At 74.0% G+C, this 19,074-nt stretch carries 16 protein-coding genes; 5 read left to right on the top strand and 11 right to left on the bottom strand.

What is annotated here, in order from left to right; all coding sequences use genetic code 11:
* Positions 1-4 precede the first annotated feature (4 nt).
* A complete protein-coding gene (locus ABD292_RS00845; protein WP_344204400.1) occupies positions 5-631 on the bottom strand; it encodes a TetR/AcrR family transcriptional regulator in 627 nt (208 codons plus the stop codon).
* A gap of 106 nt (positions 632-737) precedes the next feature.
* Here ABD292_RS00845 and ABD292_RS00840 point away from each other — a divergent pair, with 106 nt between their 5' ends.
* Both ABD292_RS00840 and ABD292_RS00835 read left to right on the top strand, forming a co-directional pair.
* Complete coding sequence (locus tag ABD292_RS00840; RefSeq protein ID WP_344204398.1) at positions 738-2,204, top strand: NAD(P)/FAD-dependent oxidoreductase; 1,467 nt, start codon at positions 738-740, stop codon at positions 2,202-2,204.
* Positions 2,205-2,358: 154 nt separating this feature from the next.
* Entirely contained in the window at positions 2,359-2,916 is a 558-nt protein-coding gene (locus tag ABD292_RS00835) for a calcium-binding protein (protein ID WP_344204395.1), read from the top strand.
* Positions 2,917-2,932: 16 nt separating this feature from the next.
* On the opposite strand, the gene amaB is transcribed toward ABD292_RS00835, so the two are convergent.
* The 3 genes from amaB to ABD292_RS00820 are packed head-to-tail and all read right to left on the bottom strand — an operon-like array spanning position 2,933 to position 8,438.
* Positions 2,933-4,459: an L-piperidine-6-carboxylate dehydrogenase gene (gene amaB, locus ABD292_RS00830; RefSeq protein WP_344204394.1), complete on the bottom strand. Its 1,527-nt coding sequence runs from the start codon at positions 4,457-4,459 to the stop codon at positions 2,933-2,935.
* A gap of 20 nt (positions 4,460-4,479) precedes the next feature.
* Positions 4,480-5,634 (bottom strand): NAD(P)/FAD-dependent oxidoreductase, encoded by a 1,155-nt coding sequence (locus tag ABD292_RS00825; RefSeq protein ID WP_344204392.1) that lies wholly within the window; start codon positions 5,632-5,634, stop codon positions 4,480-4,482.
* A gap of 5 nt (positions 5,635-5,639) precedes the next feature.
* Positions 5,640-8,438 carry an FAD-binding and (Fe-S)-binding domain-containing protein gene (locus ABD292_RS00820; RefSeq protein ID WP_344204390.1) on the bottom strand — a complete coding sequence of 933 codons (2,799 nt, stop codon included), beginning with the start codon at positions 8,436-8,438 and terminating at the stop codon, positions 5,640-5,642.
* 66 nt (positions 8,439-8,504) lie between these two features.
* Here ABD292_RS00820 and hglS point away from each other — a divergent pair, with 66 nt between their 5' ends.
* Positions 8,505-9,896, top strand: coding sequence for a 2-oxoadipate dioxygenase/decarboxylase (gene hglS / locus ABD292_RS00815; RefSeq protein WP_344204388.1), 1,392 nt, complete (start codon positions 8,505-8,507; stop codon positions 9,894-9,896).
* On the opposite strand, the gene ABD292_RS00810 is transcribed toward hglS, so the two are convergent.
* The gene (locus ABD292_RS00810; RefSeq protein ID WP_344204386.1) at positions 9,893-10,639 is read right to left on the bottom strand and encodes a GntR family transcriptional regulator; all 747 of its coding nucleotides are present in this window, start codon (positions 10,637-10,639) and stop codon (positions 9,893-9,895) included. The genes hglS and ABD292_RS00810 overlap by 4 nt on opposite strands.
* A gap of 145 nt (positions 10,640-10,784) precedes the next feature.
* Between ABD292_RS00810 and ABD292_RS00805 the strand changes: the two genes are divergently transcribed.
* Positions 10,785-11,510 (top strand): hypothetical protein, encoded by a 726-nt coding sequence (locus ABD292_RS00805; protein ID WP_344204384.1) that lies wholly within the window; start codon positions 10,785-10,787, stop codon positions 11,508-11,510.
* Between the two features lie 297 nt (positions 11,511-11,807).
* Complete coding sequence (locus ABD292_RS00800) at positions 11,808-13,757, top strand: FHA domain-containing protein (protein WP_344204383.1); 1,950 nt, start codon at positions 11,808-11,810, stop codon at positions 13,755-13,757.
* Positions 13,758-13,767: 10 nt separating this feature from the next.
* Here ABD292_RS00800 and ABD292_RS00795 read toward each other — a convergent pair whose 3' ends face one another.
* The 6 genes from ABD292_RS00795 to ABD292_RS00770 are packed head-to-tail and all read right to left on the bottom strand — an operon-like array spanning position 13,768 to position 18,987.
* Positions 13,768-14,187: a CoA-binding protein gene (locus ABD292_RS00795; protein WP_344204381.1), complete on the bottom strand. Its 420-nt coding sequence runs from the start codon at positions 14,185-14,187 to the stop codon at positions 13,768-13,770.
* A 38-nt stretch (positions 14,188-14,225) separates the two neighbouring features.
* Complete coding sequence (locus ABD292_RS00790) at positions 14,226-15,086, bottom strand: alpha/beta fold hydrolase (RefSeq protein ID WP_344204378.1); 861 nt, start codon at positions 15,084-15,086, stop codon at positions 14,226-14,228.
* A 33-nt stretch (positions 15,087-15,119) separates the two neighbouring features.
* Positions 15,120-15,722, bottom strand: coding sequence for a GTP-binding protein (locus tag ABD292_RS00785; RefSeq protein WP_344204376.1), 603 nt, complete (start codon positions 15,720-15,722; stop codon positions 15,120-15,122).
* A complete protein-coding gene (locus tag ABD292_RS00780; RefSeq protein ID WP_344204374.1) occupies positions 15,703-16,053 on the bottom strand; it encodes a DUF742 domain-containing protein in 351 nt (116 codons plus the stop codon). The genes ABD292_RS00785 and ABD292_RS00780 overlap by 20 nt, the downstream gene beginning before the upstream one ends.
* Positions 16,050-16,475, bottom strand: coding sequence for a roadblock/LC7 domain-containing protein (locus ABD292_RS00775; protein ID WP_344204372.1), 426 nt, complete (start codon positions 16,473-16,475; stop codon positions 16,050-16,052). The genes ABD292_RS00780 and ABD292_RS00775 overlap by 4 nt, the downstream gene beginning before the upstream one ends.
* Complete coding sequence (locus ABD292_RS00770; RefSeq protein ID WP_344204370.1) at positions 16,456-18,987, bottom strand: sensor histidine kinase; 2,532 nt, start codon at positions 18,985-18,987, stop codon at positions 16,456-16,458. Before ABD292_RS00770 ends, ABD292_RS00775 begins: the two co-directional genes overlap by 20 nt.
* Positions 18,988-19,074 lie beyond the last annotated feature (87 nt).

Genomic DNA, 19,074 nt, shown 5'->3' with positions numbered 1-19,074 from the left:
GACGCTAGTGGGCCTCGGGCTCGGGCAGCGTGGACAGGCCGTTCCAGAGCACGAGCATGGCCGCCTCCACGAGCCGGTCGCGCGGCACCGCCGGATGCCGCTCCCACCACTGGGCCAGGCCGTCGGTGCCGGAGATCAGCAGCTCGACCACCGCCTGGGCGGCCTCGCTGTCCGGGTCGAGGCCGAGCCTGCGCAGGTCGCGGCCCAGCATGACGGCCACCGACCGGGTGCGGGCCTCCCTGATGCCCCAGCGCACCGCCTTGATCTCGGGGTCGTCCTCGTCGGTGTGGTCGAACAGCAGCCGGCGGGCGGCCGGGCGGTCCTGGGCGAAGCTGAAGTAGGCGTCCAGCGTGGCGCGCAGCCGCCTGCCCGGCGAGCCGCTGCCCGTGATGCGGGCGCCGACGTGGGCCACGAGCCCGGCGTTCTGCTCCTGCAGGACGGTGATCAGCAGCACCCGCTTGGACGGGAAGTGGTCGTAGAGCACCGACCGGGTCACCCCGGCGGCGGACGCGATCTCCTCCATGGCGGTGGCGTGGTAGCCGCGCGCGGCGAAGACGTCCAGTGCGGCCTCGATGATCCGGGCCCGGCGGGCCGTGCCCGGCATGCGCTTCTTCGGCTCGCTGGTCGCCATGTCCCGCACCCTACCGTCCGTGAGGCGTTGACTCCGGTCTCGGGAGCGCTTACGTTCCTCGTAACCGACACTCCAGTCGGTTATGGCTGTCCGCCGGGAGGGTCCGATGGCCGAGCAGGCCGACGTCGTCATCGCCGGAGCACGCTGCGCGGGCGCGGTGGCCGCCGCGACCCTCGCCCGCCAGGGGCTGCGGGTGATCGCCGTGGACCCGGCGCACTTCCCGTCCACCACCGTCTCCACGCACCTGCTCTTCGCGGGCGGCGTGGCCGAGCTGGCGCGGGCCGGGGTGCTGGAACGGGTGGAGAAGATCGGCGCGCCCCGGCTCTCGCGCGCCTTCATCGGCGGCCCCGGGCACGGCGCGGCCGGCGGCTACACGCCGGTGGACGGCCTGGACTACGGCATGTGCGTACGCCGCGCGCCCCTCGACGCGGCCCTCGTCGACGCCGCCCGCGAGGCCGGGGCGGACGTCAGGGAAGGCCACCGCGTCACCGAAGTGCTCTGGGAGAACGGGCGGGCCGTTGGCGTCCGCGTACGCTCCCGCGCCGGCGGCGACCCGGAGGAGCCCGGCGGGCAGAGCGGGTCAGCCGGCTCCGGCGATCAAGGCGGCTTCGGCTCGTCCGGCGGTCGGGGTGGCTCCGGCTCGTCCGGCCGCGCCCGAGGCTCGGCCGGCTCCCAGGGCTCCCGCGCCTCCGGCGAGTACGAGATCCGCGCCCGGCTGGTCATCGGCGCCGACGGGCGGCGCTCCACCCTGGCCCGGCTGCTCGGCGCCGAGCAGCCGCGTGTCACCCATGCCAACGGCCGGGCCTGCTACTACGCCTACTACGAGGACCCGCGCGAGGAGTGGCGGAACACCGCCGCCATGTGGCTGACCGGCCGCGAGCTGGGCAACGCCTTCCCCTGCGACGGCGGTCTGTCGCTGGTGCTGCTGATGCCGCCGGTCGAGCGGGTGCCGGACTTCCGCGGCAACCTGGAGGCGGAGTTCGAGCGGACCGTGACCCTGGTGCCGGGCCTCGCCGAGCGCCTGTCCGGCTGCTCCAGGGCGACGAAGGTGGTCAGCTCCACCACGCACCCGTCCTACTTCCGCCGCTCGTCCGGCCAGGGATGGGCGCTCGTCGGCGACGCCGGGCACTTCAAGGACCCGGTCACCGCCCAGGGCATCCGCGACGCGATCCGGTTCGCCCGGCTGCTCGGCGAGCGCGCCGGCGGCGTCATCGGCGACCCGGCCGCGCTCGACGACGCCGTACGGGCGTGGGAGCGCCGCCGCAACGCCGAATGCGTGCACACCTACCACTGGACGAACCTGCTCGGCCGCGGTGACGCCTTGGCCCCCGTGCAGTTCGAGCTGCTGCGGGTGCTCACCGACGGTCCCGGCGGGGTGCGGCGCGTCCTCGACGTCTACTCCCGGCTGCGCGACCCGAGGGAGACCCTCGCCCTGCCCGGCCTGCTCCGCGCCACGGTCCGCGCCCTCGCGCACGGGGCGGGGGAGCGGCCGGCCATCCTGCGCAGCGCCACGGAGGCGCTGCGGGAGCTGGCCGGCAACCGCCGCGAGGCCCGGCGGCTGGTCCTCCCCTGAGCGCCGGGCCCTGACCGACGAGCGCAGTGCCGCAACGCACGCCCGTACTGAGTATTGCGCCACAGAACTTATGGGACCCGGTGCGCTCTAATCGGCGCAGGCGGAAGACCGCCCCTCCCCGCCAAAGGGGATGATCTGTCACAGGGGAACCACCATGCGAAACCGCATCGGAGCCGTCCGCGCCATGGGGCTGCGCGCGCTTCTCGTCGGCGCGGCGGCGGCCGCGCCGCTGCTCGTCCTCGCCGGGCCGGCGAGCGCCGCCGGCACCGTCGACAACTCGAGCGGCCGCCTGGTCATCAGCTCGACGACCACCAACAACGCCGTCACCGTGAGCGTGTCCGGCACGAACTACGCCGTGGTGAACACGCTCACCACGCTCTCTCCCGGAGGGACGTGCACGCAGGTCGACTCCCACACCGTACGGTGCCCGTCGGCGAGCGTCACCGACCTGAGCGCCGTCCTCGGCTCGGGCACCGACCTGTTCACCAACAACACCGCCCTGCCGTCGCTGGTCTTCCTCGGCGACGGCGCGGACTTCTTCCAGGGCGGCTCGCAGGGTGACCTGGTCAGCGGCGGCGGCGGGAACGACACCATGAACGGCAACGGCGGCGACGACACGCTGCTCGGCGGCGCGGGCACCTCCGACCGCGCCACCGGCGGGCCCGGCACTGACACCTGCACCGCCGAGATCGTGGCCAGCTGCGAGCCCTGATCGGCGGGCGGCCGGGTCAGACGGTGAACTCGACGCCCTGGGCCAGGGGCAGCTCACCGGAGTAGTTGACGGTGTTCGTGGCGCGGCGCATGTAGCCGCGCCACGCATCCGACCCCGACTCCCGGCCGCCCCCGGTCTCCTTCTCGCCGCCGAAGGCGCCGCCGATCTCGGCGCCCGAGGTGCCGATGTTGACGTTGACGATCCCGCAGTCGGAGCCCTCGGCCGACAGGAACAGCTCGGCCTCGCCCTGGTCGCGGGTGAAGATGCTGGACGACAGCCCCTGCGGCACCGCGTTGTTGAGCGCGATCGCCTCCTCCAGCGTCTCGTACGGCAGCACGTACAGGATGGGGGCGAACGTCTCGCGCGTCACGACCGGTACCTGCGCGCCGACCCGGACCAGCGCCGGCTCGGCGTAGTAGGCGTCGGGCGCCTGGTCGGCGAGGCGCCGCCCGCCCCCGGCGACCAGCGTGCCGCCCTGCTCGCCCGCCTCCCGCAGCGCCTCCCGCATGGCCTCGTACGCCCGCCCCGAGATGAGCGGCCCCACGAGCGTCCCGGCGGCGAGCGGGTTGCCGATCGGCAGCCGGCCGTAGGCGCCGGCCAGCCGCTCGGTCAGGGCGTCCACGACGGAGGAATGCGCGATGACCCGCCGCATCGTGGTGCACCGCTGGCCCGCCGTGCCCGCCGCCGAGAACACGATGCCGCGTACGGCGAGGTCGAGGTCGGCCGACGGGCACACCACGGCGGCGTTGTTGCCGCCGAGCTCCAGCAGCGAGCGGCCGAACCTGGCGGCCACGCGCGGCCCCACCTCGCGGCCCATCCGGGTCGAGCCGGTGGCGCTGACCAGCGCGATCCCCGGATGGTCGACCAGCGCCTCGCCGAGGTCGGGCCCGCCCAGCAGGACCTGGCCGAGATGCGCGGGCGCGCCCTGCTCGGCGGCGGCCCGGTCGAGCAGCGCCGCGCAGGCGAGCGCGGTCAGCGGCGCCAGCTCGGACGGCTTCCAGATGACGGGGTCGCCGCAGACCAGGGCGATCGCGGTGTTCCACGACCACACCGCGGCGGGGAAGTTGAAGGCGCTGATGACGCCGACCACGCCCAGCGGATGCCAGGTCTCCATGAGCCGGTGGCCGGGCCGCTCCGAGCTGATCGTGCGGCCGTAGAGCTGGCGGGACAGGCCCACGGCGAAGTCGCAGATGTCGATCATCTCCTGGATCTCGCCCAGCGCCTCGGAGGTGATCTTGCCGACCTCCAGGCTGACCAGCGTCGCCAGGTCGGCCTTATGCGCCGTCAGCAGCTCGCCGAACCGCTTCACCAGCGCGCCGCGCACCGGCGCGGGCACCACCCGCCAGGCCAGGAACGCGGCCCGCGCCCGCGCGACGGCCTCGTCCACGGCCTCGGGCCCGGCCCAGCCGACGCGGGCCAGCGGCGCGCCGTTGATCGGCGAGGTCGTGGTGACGCCGTCGCCCAGCGCGTCCACGTCCACCCCGCAGCGTTTCGCGGTCTCCCGCGCGGTCGCGGCCAGCTCGGCGGCGCTCGGCAGCATCATGAAAGGCTCCTTGTTCACGATCAGACGATGTTGAGCTCGGGACGGGCCGCGGACCGCGCGAAGCGGCGCGCGTCGAAGCCGGACACGTCCGTGAACGGCTCACGCCCCAGGTAGAGGTCGCGCATGACCTCGCCGACCGCCGGGCCCATGAGGAAGCCGTGGCCGGAGAAGCCGGTGGCGTAGAGGAACCGCTCGACGCCGGGGGCGGCGCCGATGAGCGCGTTGTGGTCGGGCGTCACCTCGTACAGGCCGGCCCAGCCGGTGGCGACGCCGGTCTCCATCAGCGCGGGCGCGCGGCGGGCCATGGCCTCGCCGAGCCGCGGCAGCCAGGCGTCGGAGCGGTCGAGCTTGAAGCCGGGCGTCTCGTCCGGGTCGGACATGCCGAGCAGCAGCCCCGGCCCCTCCCGGTGGAAGTAGAAGGTGGTGCCGAAGTCGATGGTGAACGCCGTCGGCGGCAGGCCGGGCACCGGCTCGGTCACCAGGATCTGCCGGCGCAGCGGCGTCACCGGCAGGTCCACGCCCGCCCACGCCCCGACCTCGCGCGACCAGGCCCCGGCCGCGCAGATCACGGTTTCGGTCTCGATCCGGCCGCCCTCGGTCAGCACCGCGGTGACGGCCCCGTCCGCGAGCTCGATGCCGGTCGCCGCGCAGCCGGGCAGCAGCCGCGCGCCGAGCCGCCGGGCCGCGCCCGCGTAGCCGAGCACCACGGACTCGGGCGTGCAGTGGCCGTCGCTGGGGGAGAAGGCGGCGGCGAGCAGCCCGTCGGTGGAGATGAGCGGCGACAGCGCGGCGGCCTCCCGCACCGGGATCATCCGGCTGGGCACGCCGAGGTCGTTCTGCACGGCGACGTTGCGCTCGAACTCCGCGACCGCCTCGGGCGTGTCCAGCAGGAACAGGTAGCCGGGGCGGTGCAGGTCGATCTCCTGCCCGAAGCGCTCGGCGAAGTGCTCGAACGTCTCCAGGCTGCGTACGGCCAGCTCGATGTTGACCCGGTCGGAGAACTGCGCCCGCACGCCCCCGGCCGCCTTGCAGGTCGAGCCGGAGCCGAGCGGCCCCTTGTCGAGCAGCACCACGTCGCGCACCCCGGCCGCGGCCAGCTCGTACGCGATGCTGACCCCCATGACGCCGCCGCCGATGACGACCACCGCGGCCCGCCGGGGCAGTTCTCGTCCCATCGATGTCAGTTCCCTTCTGGCGTGAGCCGGTCGGCGAGGAGCTGAGCCAGGTGGACGCCGCGCCTGGGGGACAGGTCGGCGATCTGGGTGCGGCAGGAGAAGCCGTCGGCGAGCACGGCCGCGTCCGGCGCGGCCTCCCGCAGCGCGGGCAGGAGCTGCTGCCCGGCGACCGCCACCGACACGTCGTAGTGGCCCTTCTCGACGCCGAAGTTGCCGGCCAGTCCGCAGCAGCCGCCGAGCCTGCGCACCTCGGCGCCGGCCGCGCGCAGCAGCCGCAGGTCCGGCTCCCAGGTCATGACGGCGTGGTGGTGGCAGTGCGGCTGGGCCACCACGCGCACGTCGTCGAGCGGCGGCGGGCGCCAGCCGGGGGTGGCGGCCAGCAGCTCGGCGAGGGTCCTGGTGGCGCGGGCGACGGGCGCGGCGGTGTCCTCGTCCAGCAGCTCCAGGGCGTCCGAGCGCAGGACGGCCGTGCAGGACGGCTCCAGGCCCACGATCGGCACGCCGTCACCGGCCTTCGCCGCGAGGTCGCGTACGGTCCGGCCGAGAATGCGCCTGGCCTGGTCGAGCTGGCCCGTGGAGATCCAGGTCAGCGCGCAGCAGCCGCGCCGCGCGGTGACGCGGGGCGCGTAGCCGGCCGCCTCCAGCACGGTGACGGCGGCCCGGCCGACCTCGGGCGCGAAGTGGTCGGTGAAGGTGTCCACGAACAGCAGCACCGGCGCGCCCTCCGCCGGAGGCCGGCGCGCGAACCAGGAGCGGAACGTGCGCGGCGCGAACGCGGGCAGCGTGCGCCGCGCGTCCACCCCGGCCAGCGCGAGCGCCGGCCGGCGCAGCGCGGGCACGCGCAGGGCCGCGTTGGCCACGCGCGGCATCCGGGACGCCAGCCGCGCCCACAGCGGCAGCCGCCCCAGCGAGTAGTGCGAGGCCGGGCGCAGCCGCCCCCGGTAGCTCTGGTGCAGCACCTCCGCCTTGTAGGCCGCCATGTCCACGCCGGTCGGGCAGTCGGAGGCGCAGCCCTTGCAGGCCAGGCACAGGTCCAGGGCCTCGTGCACCTCGGGCGAACGCCAGCCGCCCGAGACGTCCCCGCCGTTGAGCATCTCCTGGAGGGCCCGCGCCCGGCCCCGGGTGGAGTCCTTCTCCTCCTTGGTCGCCAGATAGGAGGGGCACATGACGCCGCCGGTCCCGGTGTTGTCGGCCCGGCACTTGCCCACGCCCGTGCAGCGGTGCACGGCCTGGGAGAAGTCGCCGCCGTCGTGCCGGTAGGCCAGGGCGAGCCGGCCGGGGGCCGGGCGGGCGGCGGGGACGCGCAGGTCGGCGTCGAACGGGCGGGGCCGCACCAGCACGCCGGGATTGAGCGTGCCGGCCGGGTCGAAGACGCCCTTCACCCGCTCGAACAGGCCGATCGCGGCGGGGGAGTACATGAGCGGCAGCAGCTCGCTTCTGGCGCGGCCGTCGCCGTGCTCGCCGGACAGCGAGCCGCCGTAGCCGGCGACGAGCGTGGCGGCGGCGACCAGGAACTCGCGCAGCACCCGAGTCCCGCCGGGCCGCTCCAGCGGCAGGTCGATCCTGATGTGCAGGCAGCCGTCGCCGAAGTGCCCGTACGGCAGGCCGGTCAGCCCGTGACCGGCCATCAGCTCCTCGAAGTCGCGCAGGTAGCGGCCGAGCATCGCGGGCGGCACCGCGGCGTCCTCCCAGCCCGCGTGCGCCGGCCGCCCGGCCGGGCTGCGGCCGGACAGGCCCGCGCCGTCCTCCCTGATCCGCCAGAGCGCCGCGGCCTTGGCCGGGTCGGTGACGACGAGCGCGTCCGGGTGCCCCGCGGCCAGGCGGGCGGCCCGCTCGCGCACCTCGGCCTCGTCGTCGCCGGCGATCTCGGTGAACAGCCAGGCGGCGCCGCCCGGCAGCGGCGGCACCGCGCCGGGGCCGCGGCGGGCGCGGACCACGTCCACGATGCGGGCGTCGAGGCCCTCGCACGCGGTGGGCAGGAAGGCGAGCAGGCCGGGCGCGGCGTCCCCGGCCTCGGCGATGTCGGCGTAGCCGAGCACGACCAGCACGCGGTGCGCGGGGTCGGCGACCAGCCGCACCGTCGCCTCGGTGAGCACGGCGAGCGTGCCCTCGCTGCCGACCAGCAGCCGGGTCACGTCGAAGCCGTTCTCGGGCAGCAGGTGCTCCAGCGCGTAGCCGGACACCTGGCGGCCGAACCTGCCGAACTCGGTGCGGATCGTCGCCAGGTTCGCCGCCACGAGGTCGCGCAGCGCGGCCGGCCCGGCCTGCGCGGGCAGGTCCAGAAGCGTGCCGTCGCCGGCCACGGCCTGGAGTCCCGTCACGTTGTCGGAGGTGCGGCCGTAGCCGAGCGCGCGCGAGCCGCAGGCGTTGTTGCCGATCATCCCGCCGATCGTGCAGCGGGTGTGGCTGGAGGGGTCGGGGCCGAAGCGCAGCCCGTGCGGGGCCGCCGCCCGCTGGAGGGCGGCCTGGACCACGCCGGGCTGGACCACCGCCGTGCGGGCCTCGGGGTCGAGTTTCAGCACCCGGTCCATGTGCCGGCTGAAGTCGAGCACCAGGCCGGGGCCGACGGCGTTGCCGGCGATCGAGGTGCCCGCGCCGCGCGCGGTCAGCGGGATCTCGTGCCGGGCGCACAGCTCCACGGCGGCCTGGACGTCCTCGGCGGTCCTCGGCCGGGCGACCAGCAGTGGCGGCACCCGGTAGAGGGAGGCGTCGGAGGAGTGGATCGCGCGGGTAGTGCCGTCGGTCAGCACGTCGGCGACGCCGCGCCGGCGCAGGTCGCTCGCTAGAGCCGCCGCTTGATCCATGCGTAGCATGTTACATGCGACTTGGGTACGATGCCAGCCATCACGACCCAGAGAAGGGACGGCACGATGGTGGACGCGACCGCACTGCGGGCGGCCTTCGCCCGGCGCCTGTCGGCCATGTACGGCACCGAGGTCCCCGCCTACACCACGCTCGTCGAGGTCTCCCAGGAGGTGAACCGCGAGGTCCTGGCCCGCATGGGCGCGGACGCCGAACGGCTCGGCTCGATCGGCAGGGTCACCGCCGAGCGGCACGGCGCGATCCGCGTCGGCACCCCCGCCGAGCTGGCCCAGGTCGCGCGGATCTTCGGCGCGATGGGGATGTACCCGGTCGGCTTCTACGACCTGCGGGAGGCGGCCAGCAGCTCGGTGCCGGTCGTCTCGACGGCGTTCCGGCCCGTGGACGCCGGCGAGCTGGCCGCGAACCCGTTCCGCGTCTTCACCTCCATGCTGGTCACCGGCGACCGGCGGTTCTTCGGCGAGGATCTGCGGCGGAGGCTGGAGGCGTTCCTGGAGGCCAGGCGGCTGTTCCCGCCCCGGCTGCTGGAGCTGGCGGACCGCGCCGAGGCCGAGGGCGGCCTGGACGACGCGGCGGCCGAGGAGTTCCTGACGCTCGCCACGCGCTCGTTCGAGCTGTCGCGCGAGCCGGTCTCGCGCGGCTGGTACGCCGAGCTGGAGCGGGTCTCGGCCGTGGCCGCCGACATCGGCGGCGTCCCGAGCACGCACGTCAACCACCTGACCCCGCGCGTGCTCGACATCGACGCCCTCTACGCCCGCATGTCCGCGCGCGGCATCACCATGATCGACGCCATCCAGGGCCCGCCCCGCTGGTCCGGCCCCGACCTGCTGCTGCGCCAGACCTCCTTCCGCGCGCTCGCCGAGCCACGGCTGTTCCGCGAGGACGACGGCCGGATCGCCGAGGACGACCTGCGGGTGCGCTTCGGCGAGGTCGAGGCCCGGGGGATCGCGGTGACCCCGGCCGGGCGGGCGCTCTACGACGAGCTGGCCGCCGCGCTGGACGACGCCCTCGCCGGGCGGCGGGTGGACGCGGAGGAGCGCAACGCGGTGGCCGCCGGGCTGTGGGAGGCGCGGGTGCCGCGCACGGAGGCGGAGCTGGCCGCGCGGGACCTGGCGTACTTCACCTTCCACGCCGCGCCGGACCGGCCCTCGGGGCCGCCCCCGGCCGGGCTCGCCGAGCTGCTGGCGGGCGGCTGGGTGAGCGCCCGGCCCATCGTGTACGAGGACTTCCTGCCGCGTTCGGCCGCCGGGATCTTCCAGTCGAACCTCACCTCTGACGGCGCCAAGGACGTCACGGCGGCCGGCGCCGACTTCGGCCCCGACGAGCTGGCCGGGGTGCTCGGGCGGACCCTGCACGACCCGTACGAGCTGTACGCCGCGATCCGCGCCGAGTCGCTGGCCCGCGTGCGGGAGGAGCTGGGCCTGCCCGGCGAGGTCGGCTAGAGGTCGTCGACGACGGCGGCCCAGAGCGCGGCCACGTCCACCGGCTCGCCCTGGGCGCGGGCCGCCTGCGCGGCGAGGATGAGCCCGGTGTTGGTCAGGTGGGCGCGCATCGCCCGCACCGCGCCCCCGGCGTCGCCCGCGGCCACCGCCGCCACGATCGGCTCGTGCTCCTCGTGGACCTGGCGCAGCGTGCGCGAGGCGTCGTCGGTGGAGGTGCCGAGGATGCGCATGGTGTCGCGCAGGCCGCCGACGATCGCGCGGGCCCGCCCGTTGCCCGCGGCGACCAGCACGCGGTCGTGCAGCGCCTGGTCGAGGTGGAAGAACAGCTCCTCGTCGCCGGCCTCGACCGCCTCCGCCATCCGCTCCATCGTCTCCCGCAGCGCCGCGCCCAGCCCGGCGGGCCCTGCCCCGGCCGCGCGCCGCACGGCGGGCAGCTCCAGCGCGAGCCGGACCCCGAAGATCTCGACGATCTCGCGCGGGTGCGGCAGCACGACCCGGAACCCGCGGTTGCGCTCGACCTGCACCAGCCCGGCCTCCACCAGGCGCAGCATGGCCTCGCGGACCGGGCTGCGGGAGACGTTGAGCTGCTCGGCGATCTGGTAGACGGAGTAGAGCCGGCCGGGGACCATCGCGCCGGTGTGCACCGCCCGGCGCACCTCGGAGATCACCTGCTCGGCCAGTGACCGGCCCGCCTGCGGCAGCGGCTGCAGCTTCAGCTCGGCGTGTTCGCGGGTGGGCGGCATGGAGGCATGGTACCCGTACGGGTGCGCCATACGTTCTTCACCAATTCTTGCCCGGTACGGGATATTCAAGTCCGGTGTGGCGGTCGGGTGGGATTCGTGCCTCCTGCGAGCATCGTGCAGCAGGCATTTCCGAAAGGAACAGCACATGTTCGCGCCCATTCACCTTCGCCGCGGAATGCGGAAGGCCGCCGCGTGCGGCACGCTCTCGATCGTCCTCGCCGCCACGCTGGCTCCGGCATGGGCGGACAACCGGACGGACAACCCGGCGGACAGCCGGACGGGCGACGACGACGACGTCGACAACACCGTCGCCGAGGCCGCCGACGAGACCGCCGAGGACAACGTCAACAACCGCCGCCGCCACCGCAACCGCGTCAAGGACACCGACCACCCCGTGTGCACGCCGCGGATCTTCTTCAAGCGCGGGCACATCTCACCGCGCAACTTCTTCCTGCCGCGCACCCGCTACACCGACGGCCCCGGCGGCTCGATGACGGTGTCGGTGACGAGGGAGCACGAGGTGCTGGCGTTCCTGGAGACGGAGAAGGAGTGGGTCAGGACCAGCAACCCCATCGAGCCCGGCGAGGTGATCCGCGCGCTGCGCAAGAACGGCATCCCGCACCTGGAGGAGCGGCACATGGTGTTCACGGGGCACGAGTACACGCGCGAGATCAGCGACGGGATGTACGGCAACATGTGGTACCGGGTGTTCGGCTACCGCATCGGCTGGTCGGCGTGGTCGGTCCTTTCCACGTGCCGGCATGTGGAGATCGCCTCGGGCATCGCCAACGTGCCGGCCCGCTTCGAGGGCTGGAAGTACTGGGAGTCCAAGCACCCCTCGTACAAGGGGAGGAGGCTCCCCTGGAAGTGACCCTGGCGGGTCAGCGGCGGCGGCGCCGCCGGCGCCGCCGGCTCTGGTCGGAGGCCTCGTCCGGGCCCGGTGACGGGCCGGGCAGGCTCGGCAGTGCCAGGCATGCTCGGATCGCCGTCAAACGGCGCAATACGATCATGGCACAACTCTCCTTCGGATTTCCGAACTGGCCCCATACCCCTCGCAAACGTGAGAATTCTCTTGTGTGAGTAATTTTCACTGGTAAAGAGGTTCATCCCGTCCCATGCTGAAGCGGCACGGACTCCAGTCCATTTGGCTAGGGAATGGGAGTTACCTATGCCGCCGGTGATCGTGGGGCACGACGGCCCTCAGTCCGGAAGACGGTTCCCGCTCGGCGATCGGCCGCTGACGTTCGGCCGCAGGGGCGACAGCGGCGTGGTGATCGCCGGCGGCCGGGCCTCGCGCTCGCACGCCGAGGTGCGCCACGAGGAGGGCCGCTACGTCCTGCGCGACCTGGGCAGCCGCAACGGCACCCTGGTCAACGGCGCCCGCGTGGCCACGCACGTGCTGCGCCCCGGCGACCTGATCAGCATCGGCGACGAGGTCTTCTGCTTCGAGCTCGCGGGCGAGGACGCCGACACCATCATGGACCCCGGGACGGTGCGGAGCGTCGTACGGGCGGTGGACCCCGGGCAGGTCCTGCGCGTCACGATCAGCGGCGGCGGCCCCGTCGGGCTCAGCCTCGCCCTGCTCCTCGACCAGCTCATGGGCGAGCGGGTCGCGATCACCGTCTACGACGGCCGCTGGAAGAGCGACGGCGCCCGCGTCGTGTGGAAGGGCAGGGCGGAGGGCAACGTCCGGCGGCAGCAGGTCGTCACCGTCCAGAGCCGCCAGTACCTCAACCTGCCGGAACGGGCGCAGGCCCGGCTGTTCGCGCCCGGCGCGTACACCGAGATGTGGCCCACCGGCCCCGACTCGATCCGCGGCCAGGGCCCGCGCAACCTGCGCATCGCCTACATCGAGGACACGCTGCTGGAGCTGGCGAACGAGCGCCCCGACCGGATCCGGCTGGTCCCCGCGCGGTTCTCGCCCGACGAGCACCGCGAGGCCACCGGCCGCGACCACGTGCTCGCCATCTGCGAGGGCGGGCGCTCGCGCACCCGCGCCCACTTCGCCGCCAAGTTCGGCAACGCCGACACCTCGATCTACTCGCTCGACGGCCACCACCTGCAGGACGTCGTCCTCGGGCTGCGCGTCAGATCCGAGCTGCCGGACCCGATGACCGTGCTGCTCACCGTCGCCCAGAACCGCTTCCTGCTGAACGCCCTGCGCGGCGAGGGCTTCCTCAACATGCGGCTGACCGACGAGGAGGCCAAGGAGGTCATCGGCATCGACCCGGTCCGGCACGTGTTCGAGCAGTGCGTCGCCGCCAGCCCGTGCCTGATGGACCGGACCGAGCACGGCGAGTTCCACTGCTCAACGCACGGCACGCTGTTCCTGCCGGCGCTGGTCAGAGGCTCGCGGCTGTGGACGCGGGTGCTGGAGGGGCTGCGCTTCTTCGGCGTCGCCGAGGAGAACCTGAGCGCGGTCACCGCGTTCCGGCTCGACATGGTCCAGCGGCCGCGCTTCACCGCCCAGCTCCACCCGCCGACCGCCGGGACGCCCGGCACGTACGGGTTCCTGCTCGGCGACGCCGCCAACGCCATCCACTTCTGGCCGGGGCGCGGGCTCAACAGCGGGCTGGCCTCGGCCATCTCGCTGGCGCGTACGCTCAGCCAGAGCTGGCGCGGCCGGCCGTTCCGCGACGCCGACTTCATCCGGCACGAGGCGGCCATGTCGATGCTGCAGTACCGGCACAAGAGCCGCGCGTGGCAGGCGATGGTGGCCACGGACGGCCACGGCGTCACCCGGGCGATCAAGGACCTGATCGCCGACGGCCTCACGCCCCCCGAACCCGCCGCGGAGGGTTCCAGGGAGGCCGATCTGGACGCCTTCATGGACCGGCTCAGGCAGATCCGCGACCGGCTGGCCTCCCGCATCCCCGGCCTGCCCGACGACGCCACGCTCCGGGCCCACCTGCGCTGCCTCAGCCCCGAGGCGCTGCGCGCGTTCCTCGCCAGTGGGGCGTGGGACACGCTGGTCATGGGCGGCGAGGAGGTGGACATCGACATCTTCTACCGGCAGGACCCGCCGGACGTGCTGGTGTCCGCCCCGCCGCAGCCGCCCGACGACCGCCGCCAGGCCACCCGCGTGATCCGCCGGGGGCCGAGCGGCCAGATGGTCTGACCCCGCGAGGTCAGGGGATGCGGCGGAGGGCCCACTCGACGCCGGGGCAGCGGTCCATCACCACGTCGAGCCCGGCCTCGCGGGCCCGCCGCCCGGCGGCCTCGTCGACGACGCCGAGCGGCAGCCACACCGCCCCCGCACCGATCGCGACGGCCTCGTCCACGAACCGCCCGGCGTGCCCGGCCCGCCGGTAGACCGCGACGACGTCCACTTTCTCCGGCACCTCGGCGAGCGTGGCGTACCCCGGCTCGCCGAGCACCGTCCCGGCGGCCGGGTGGACGGGGATGATCCGCTTGCCGCGCGCCTGGAGCAGGCCCGCCTGGTCGTACGCCGTGCGGTCGGGGTTGTCCGACAGCCCGACGAAGGCCCACGTCCGCGTCTCGGTGAGGAGCCGGCGGATGACGTTCTCGTCCGCGAAAGCATTGCCCATGTCCGGGCAACACGACCGCCCCGCGGGGAATTTCCGCCTCAGCGCTTCATGAACGCCAGCAAGGCGGCCGCCAGCTCCTCGGGGGCGTCCTCGGCCATGTGGTGGCCGCTGTCGATCGGATGACCGGTCACGTCGTCGGCCCAGGTGCGCCAGATGGCCAGCGGGTCCCCGTACAGGTCCTCCATGTCGTCCCGCGACGACCAGAGGAACAGCGTCGGGCAGGCGACGCGGCGGCCCGCCGCCCGGTCGGCGTCGTCGGCGGCCCGGTCCACCGTCAGCCCGGCCCGGTAGTCCTCGCACATGGCGTGGACCGTGGCCGGGTCGTGGATGGCGCGGCGGAAGTCCAGGTACGCCTCCGGCCCCATCTGCTCCTCCGTGGTCCGGTACCAGGCGTCGGGGTCGGCGCTGATGAAATGCTCGGCCGGCTTGTCGGTCTGGCCGAGGAAGAACCAGTGCCACCAGGCCGCGGCGAAGCGCGCGTCGGCGCGGGCCAGCGCCTCGCCGATGGGGATCGCGTCCATCACGACCAGGCGGGTGACCTCGCCGGGATGGTCGGCGGCCAGGCGGTGGGCGACGTACGCGCCCCGGTCATGCCCCGCCACGGCGAAGCGGTCGTGGCCGAGCGCCCGCATGAGGGCGGCCATGTCCCGCGCCATCGCGCGCTTGCCGTAGGGGGCGTGGTCGGGAGTGGTGGGCGGCTTGCCGGAACGGCCGTAGCCGCGCAGGTCCGGGCAGACCACGTAGTGGTGGGGGGAGAGGAGAGGGGCGACGCGGTGCCAGGTGGCGTGCGTGCGCGGGTGGCCGTGCAGGAGCAGCAGCGGGGTGCCGGAGCCGCCGTGCCGGACGTACAGCTCCGTCTCGCCCACGTCGATCACGTCGGTCGCGAAGTCGTCGAACATCCGCGGCCACTACCCAGCGGAGCGGCTACCCGATCATCGCGGCCCCGGCGCGGAACGGGCGCCCTCCACCGCGTACGTGACGAGCGTGGTCAGCACCTCCTTGACCGAATCGCGCCGCCGCACGTCGCACAGCACGATCGGGGTCGTCTCGTTCAGCCCGAGCGCCCGCCGGACCTTGGCGGGATCGTACCTGCGGGCCCCGTCGAAGCAGTTCACCCCCACGACGAACGGGATGCCGCGCTGCTCGAAGTAGTCCACGGCCGGGAAACACTCCTGGAGGCGGCGGGTGTCGGCCAGCACCACGGCGCCGAGCGCGCCGAGCGCCAGCTCGTCCCACATGAACCAGAACCGGTCCTGCCCCGGCGTCCCGAACAGGTACAACCACAACCCGTCGCGGATCGTGATGCGGCCGAAGTCGAGCGCCACGGTGGTGGTCGTCTTGGACTCCACGCCCGACAGGTCGTCCACCCCGACGCCCCGCTCGCTCAGCAGCTCCTCGGTGTGCAGAGGACGGATCTCGCTGATGGTGCCGACCATGGTCGTCTTGCCGACGCCGAAGCCACCCGCGATGAGGATCTTGATGGCCAAGGCCGAGGCGACGGCCGTCGACCCCGGCTCAGAGGCTGCGTAGCCCATGCAGCACTTCCCTGTAGATGCGTTCGTCGATCGTCTGCGCCACCGGGCGCGGCCGTTCGATGGTGACCAGGCCCTCGCGCCGCAGGTCGCCCAGGATCACCCGGGTGATGTTGAGCGGCAGCCTGAGATGCGCCGCGACGTCGGCCACCGGCGTGGGCCGGCGGCACAGCGACAGCACGGCGCGGTGCTCGGGGATCAGGTCCGCGAACTCGTGCGAGCCGGCGACCGTCGCGACGATGGCCACCAGGTCGAACGTCTCCCCCTGCGGGCGCGCCCGGCCCCCGGTCAGCCCGTACAGCCGGATCAGGGGGCCGGGATCCTCTCCTGTCACGGTCTCGCGCCGTTCCAGGCGGGTGCCGGTGCCGCTCCCCTCGGCTGCGCGGAGAGGTGCTCGCCGACCCTCTTGACCATCAGCGCCATCTCGTACGTGACCATGCCGAGCTCGGCGTCGGCCGCCGCGAGCACCGCCAGCCGGGCTCCCTGGCCCGCGGCGGTGACGAACAGGAAGCCCCCTTCCATCTCGATGATCGTCTGCCGTACGCCGCCCAGGCCGAAATGCCGGCCCGCGCCCATGGCGAGGCTGTGGCTGCCGGCGGAGATGGCGGACAGGTGCTCGGAGTCCTCACGGGTCAGGTCACGGGAGCCGCCCATGGCGAGCCCGTCGGCGGACAGCACGATGGCGTGCCGGATGCCGGGGACGCGCTGGGTGAGGTCGTCGAGGAGCCAGCTCAGTTCACTTCTGGGGTCGGGCATCGGGATGGTCGTCCTTTCGGTTCCACACGTCTTGTCCTTGCGGCTCGTCGGCCAGGCGGCGTCCTTGCTGCCAGCCTTGCTGCATGGACGACATGAGCTGTGCGAGCTCCTCCGGCGAGCGTACGGAGACGCCACGCGCCTGGGTCCGTCGCGCGGTGCGGAGCTGAGGGGCGAGGCTGGCCTGCGGGACCCGCATGGGCAGCCCGTCCAGGTCCTCGTCGGCCTCCTGGGGCGGAACGGTCACGCTCCAGCCCGGAGGCGGGCCCGGCGGGACGGCGGGAGCGGGCCGCGCGGGCGGCGGCACGGGCGGCGGCGCGGCGGGAGCGCCGTTGCCGTTGCGCGCCGGGGGAGCGGCCTCGAACCAGGTGCCGCGCTCGGGCCGCGCCGGCTCCTCCGCCACCGGGTCCGGCACGCGCTCGGCCGCCTGCTCCTCCGGCTCGTCGCCGGGCAGGTCGCTGAGGTCGTCGGGGAGGCGGACCGGGTGGCCGTTGAGCACCTTGGCGTCGAGGGGCGGGTCGAGGGGCGAGCGGGGCTCGGGCGCGCGGTGCCGCGGCTCGCCGGGAGCGGAGTCGAGCGCCCGCATGGGCCGGCCCGCGACCACCCGCTCGGCGGGCCGCGCCGGGCTCTCCATGCCGGCCAGCAGGCCGATGGGCAGCAGCACGATCGCGGTCGTCCCGTCGTACGGCGAGCGCCGCAGGGAGATCTTGATGCCGTGCCGGGCCGCGAGGCGGGACACCACGAACAGCCCGAGCCGGTCGCTGTCGGCCAGGTCGAACTCCGGCGGCTCGGTGAGCCGCGCGTTCAGCTCGTCCAGCGTGGCCTGGTTCAGCCCGAGGCCGCGGTCCTCCACCTCCAGGGCGAAGCCGTTGGCCGCGGTCATGCCGCGCACCTGCACGGAGGTGTCCGGCGGGGAGAAGACGGTGGCGTTCTCGACCAGCTCGGCCACGAGGTGGATGACGTCGGTGACCGCCGCCCCGACCAGCATCGGGGCCTGCGGCATCGGCGCGACGGTGACCCGGGTGTAGTCCTCGACCTCCAGGACCGCGGCCCGTACGACGTCGAACAGCGGCACCGGGTCGCGCCAGCGGCGCGCGGGCGCGGAGTCGGACAGGATGATGAGGTTCTCGGCGTGCCGCCGCATGCGGGTGGTGAGGTGGTCGAGCTTGAACAGGTCCTCCAGCACCTCCGGCTCGTCCACCCGGCGCTCCATCGTGTCGAGCAGCGCGAGCTGGCGGTGCAGCAGCGCCTGGTTGCGCCGCGCCAGGTTGAGGAACACCTGGCCGACGCCCTTGCGCAGCGTCGCCTGCCCGACCGCGGCCTCGACCGCGGTGCGGCGCACCGCCGCGAAGGCGTCCACGACGCGGTCCACCTCGGCGGTGTCGGCCGGGTCGAGGGGAGGGGCCTCGGTGGCGGGGTCCACGTCGTCGCCGCGGCGCAGCCGTTCCACCAGGCGGGGCAGCCGCTCCTCGGCCAGCTCCACGGCCGAGCCCTGGAGCCTGCGCAGCTCGGAGATGAGCGAGCGGCCGAACCGGTACGACAGCGCGAGCGACAGCAGCATCGCGGCGAGCCCCGCGAGGAGGACCAGCCCGATCCGCCAGTAGGCGCCGCTCTTCTGCGCCTCGGCCTCCTCGGCGGCGCGGGCCAGCTCGCTCTGGGTGCCCCGGTTGATGAGGCCGAGCAGCGCCTCGGCGTCGCCCTTCCACTGGGCGGCCTCGACCGGCGGCGCCCCGCCGGTGTCGAAGGTGAACAGCTCGTCCTCGGTCTCGATCAGCCGCCGGTACTGCGGGCTGCCGACGAGCGCGTCGTAGTTGGCCTTCAGCTCGGGGCCGGCGTCGCGCTCGGCGTTGGCGAAGACGAGCCGCCGGGCGGTGAACGCGGCCACGAACGCGGCCCGGTCGGTGGGCGACATCCGGCGGTGGACGATGGTGGTGGTGAGCACCGCGTGCTCGCGGCCCAGATATTCGGCGGTGGCCGCGTACGCCGCCATGCCGCGCACCGAGCGGAAGGAGGAGACGTCGCTCAGCGCGTCGCGGTCGTTGAACTGCCGGTTGGCGACGGCGATGACGTTGTTGTACGCGTCGATGATGGCCAGCGGCGGGGCCAGGACGCCGCCGTCGGCGGAGGCGCGCAGCGACTGCAGCCCGTCGAGGGCCTGTACGAGCGCGCGCACCTGGGCGGGGGTCTCCTCGCCGCCCTCGGTGACGTCCACGGTGCCGATGACCTCGCGCAGCCGTTCGACCTTGGCGTCGGTGTTGCGGCGCTGGTCGATGAGGGGCGCGTACGAGCCGGTGCTGCGAGGGGCCTCGGCCGAGAGCTGCCGTTCGCGCTGGAGCTCCACGATGAGCTGCAGCACCGGCGAGCCGATGGCCTCCCAGCGGTCCTGCGTCTGCGAGACGTCCACGATCTCCTGGACGCTGGAGTAGGCGATGAAGCCCCACAGTGCCACCATCGACACCAGCGGGAGTAAGAGGATCCGGAGCAGCTTGGCACGGATCGGAGGGGGCGAACTCATACGATCATGTCCAATTCCGCCGGGCAGCCGCGAGCCGGTATCGCCCCCCGAAGATGCCCGTCACGACTGATTACTCCTTACAGGTCC

The sequence above is a fragment of the Nonomuraea bangladeshensis genome (genome assembly GCF_039529455.1).
Classification (GTDB): Bacteria; Actinomycetota; Actinomycetes; order Streptosporangiales; family Streptosporangiaceae; genus Nonomuraea; species Nonomuraea bangladeshensis.
Note: the sequence above shows the minus strand (reverse complement) of the source record. Positions and strands in the feature narration are given on the sequence as shown.